This is a genomic window from Plantactinospora sp. B5E13, assembly GCF_039871775.1.
GTDB lineage: Bacteria > Actinomycetota > Actinomycetes > Mycobacteriales > Micromonosporaceae > Plantactinospora.
In genome coordinates, this window is sequence record NZ_JBDPLT010000098.1 from 1 (window position 1) to 2,311 (window position 2,311).

The 2,311-nt window shown below is 67.3% G+C and carries 2 protein-coding genes and 1 pseudogene; 2 read left to right on the forward strand and 1 reads right to left on the reverse strand.

The genetic code is table 11. The features are described from left to right. Positions 1-423, forward strand: a pseudogene (locus ABGB05_RS36800) (hypothetical protein); the annotation flags it as partial. Between the two features lie 99 nt (positions 424-522). On the opposite strand, the gene ABGB05_RS36805 reads toward ABGB05_RS36800, so the two are convergent. Beyond that, entirely contained in the window at positions 523-1,131 is a 609-nt protein-coding gene (locus ABGB05_RS36805; protein WP_347658656.1) for a dihydrofolate reductase family protein, read from the reverse strand. Positions 1,132-1,259: 128 nt separating this feature from the next. On the opposite strand from ABGB05_RS36805, the gene ABGB05_RS36810 reads away from it, so the two are divergent. Then, positions 1,260-2,228 (forward strand): LysR family transcriptional regulator, encoded by a 969-nt coding sequence (locus ABGB05_RS36810; RefSeq protein ID WP_347658657.1) that lies wholly within the window; start codon positions 1,260-1,262, stop codon positions 2,226-2,228. The last annotated feature ends 83 nt before the right edge of the window (positions 2,229-2,311 follow it).

Consider the following 2,311-nt stretch of genomic DNA (forward strand, 5'->3'; position numbering starts at 1 on the left):
GCTGGCGGACCCTTCGTCACACCACCGCCAGCCCACGGCAGATCGGCGACATCGTCCGCGCCGCTCTCCACCTCACCCACTTCGAATACCGATACCTACCGAATCCATGCTGAGATCACGTCACTGGACGCCGCACGCCGGCGCGGCGCCATCAACGTCTACTGCCTCGGCATCGGGGTGGACGCCCTCAACTATGTGGGTGATCTCCTGACGGTCGCGGTGTTCGAGGCCGACGTCTTCGACCGGATCTTCGACGGTTTGGTCGACAAGAACGACGAGGGTGAGCTGGCCTCCGAAGAGCTCGCCTTCGACGAGCACACGGTCGATCGGCTCCTCAGCGAGGGTCGGATGGCGCCGAGCGGTGCGGCCTGCCTGCACCTGACCTGGCAGCACCGCAACGCCATCCTGTCGCGAGGGCAATGACCAAGACCTGCGGACGGCAGGACGGCCTGGTGACTCGGCGTCCGGGGCCCCGCTGTGGTGGTGTCACGGCGGTAGCCGTGGCTGACACCACCCACGAGGTCAGGACAACACGCGATAGGTCACATGCGTGACCAGGCTCGCCGCCCGCGACGTCACCTGCTCGAGCTTCAGCGCGGGGACGCCGTCGAACAGTCGCGTGCCGGCACCGAGCGTGACCGGCACGATATGCAGCCGCAGCTCGTCGACCAGACCGGCGGCGAGGTACTGGTTGATCGTCGTCGCGCCGCCAGTGACCGTGACATCGCCGTCGCCGGCCGCCGCACGCGCCTGGGCCAGCGCCGACTCGATCCCCTCGGTGATGAAGTGGTACGTCGTACCGCCGTCCATCGGCTGTGGGTCACGTGGGTGGTGGGTGAGCACGAAGACCGGGACGTGGAACGGCGGGTTGTCGCCCCACCAACCGTTCCACTGCCGATCCCACCCGCCACGCACGGGGCCGAACATGTTGCGTCCCATGATGAAGGCCTTGGCGGTGGCCCACAGGTCGAGCTCGGCCCGGTTCTCGTCGGGAGTGTCGAACATCCAGGTGTGCAGCATGCTGCCGGAGCCGTCGCCGCCGTCGTCGCCGAACGGGCGTTCCTCGCTCTGATTGTGCCCGGCCGAGTACCCGTCGACCGAGATCGTGATGTCGCAGATGACCTTGCCCATGCGTTGCTTCTCCTCGTGGTGACCGTCGTCGTCGTTGCGGTGAGCTTTTTGTCGGGGATCAGCATGCGATGGACGAAGCATGACGTCCAATGCCAATTCTGTGTCGAACCCATTGATATCTTCGATCTGTGCTCAATCTGGTCCAGCTCATGGTTCTGGCGTCGGTGGCCCGGCACGGGTCGGTGACCGGAGCGGCGAGAGAGCTGCACTATTCACAGCCGTCGGTGAGCCATCACCTGTCCCGTCTGGAAGCGGCCACCGGTGTCAAGCTCGTGCAGCGGGTCGGTCGGGGGATCCGGCTGACGCCGGAAGGGCGGCTACTGGCCAACCGGGCCGCCGAGATCGTGGGACGGGTCGACGCGGCGACCAGCGAACTCGCGGCACAGGTCGGCCTGCAGTCGGGGCGGGTCCGGTTGGCCGCCAACGCCTCGGCGCTGAGCACGATCGTGCCCCGAATGGCCGGCGCGTTGGCACAAAGGTACCCGGGAATCGAGCTGAGCCTGATCGAGCGCCACCCGGTCGAGGCACTACAGTTGCTGCGCCACGGCGAGATCGACGTCGCCCTCGTGTTCCGACACGCCGACGCTCCGGTCGAGGACGAGGGATTCCGGCTCCTTCACATCGGCGACGACCCGATCTACCTCGTCAGCCGGCGACCCGACGACAGCCTCGCGAACCATCGCCACTCCGCCTGGATCGGCGGGGGCGACCGGTGCCAGGCAGAGCTGTTCGCCGCGTGTCGACGGCAAGGCTTCACCCCCCGCATCGGCTCACTCAGCGACGACATGGTCGTCGTGCAATCCCTGGTGGCCGCCGGCATGGGCGTGACCATGCTGCCCGGCCTCGCGCTCCAGGCCCATCGCCGACCCGACGTCCACATCACCGAGATTGTCGGCTTCCGCCGCCAGCTCCACGCCGCCACCTACGGCGACCCACCCGACCCGCCCGCCGTCGCCGCCGTACTGGCGGCACTCACCAAAGTGACCAGTTCGACGGCATCGCCCGGAGGCGCCGCGGTCACCGGCACGTCCTCGACCGGTGGTGAGAACGAGGCTCAGCCTCGATCCACCGATGCGGTTCGTGTTGATCGCAGTTGAATAGATTTGATCCGATGTGGTTTCGGGGCAGGGTGGATTCGCCGATTACGTGGTCGGCTTGCTCGGGGCAGGGTTGTGCGGGG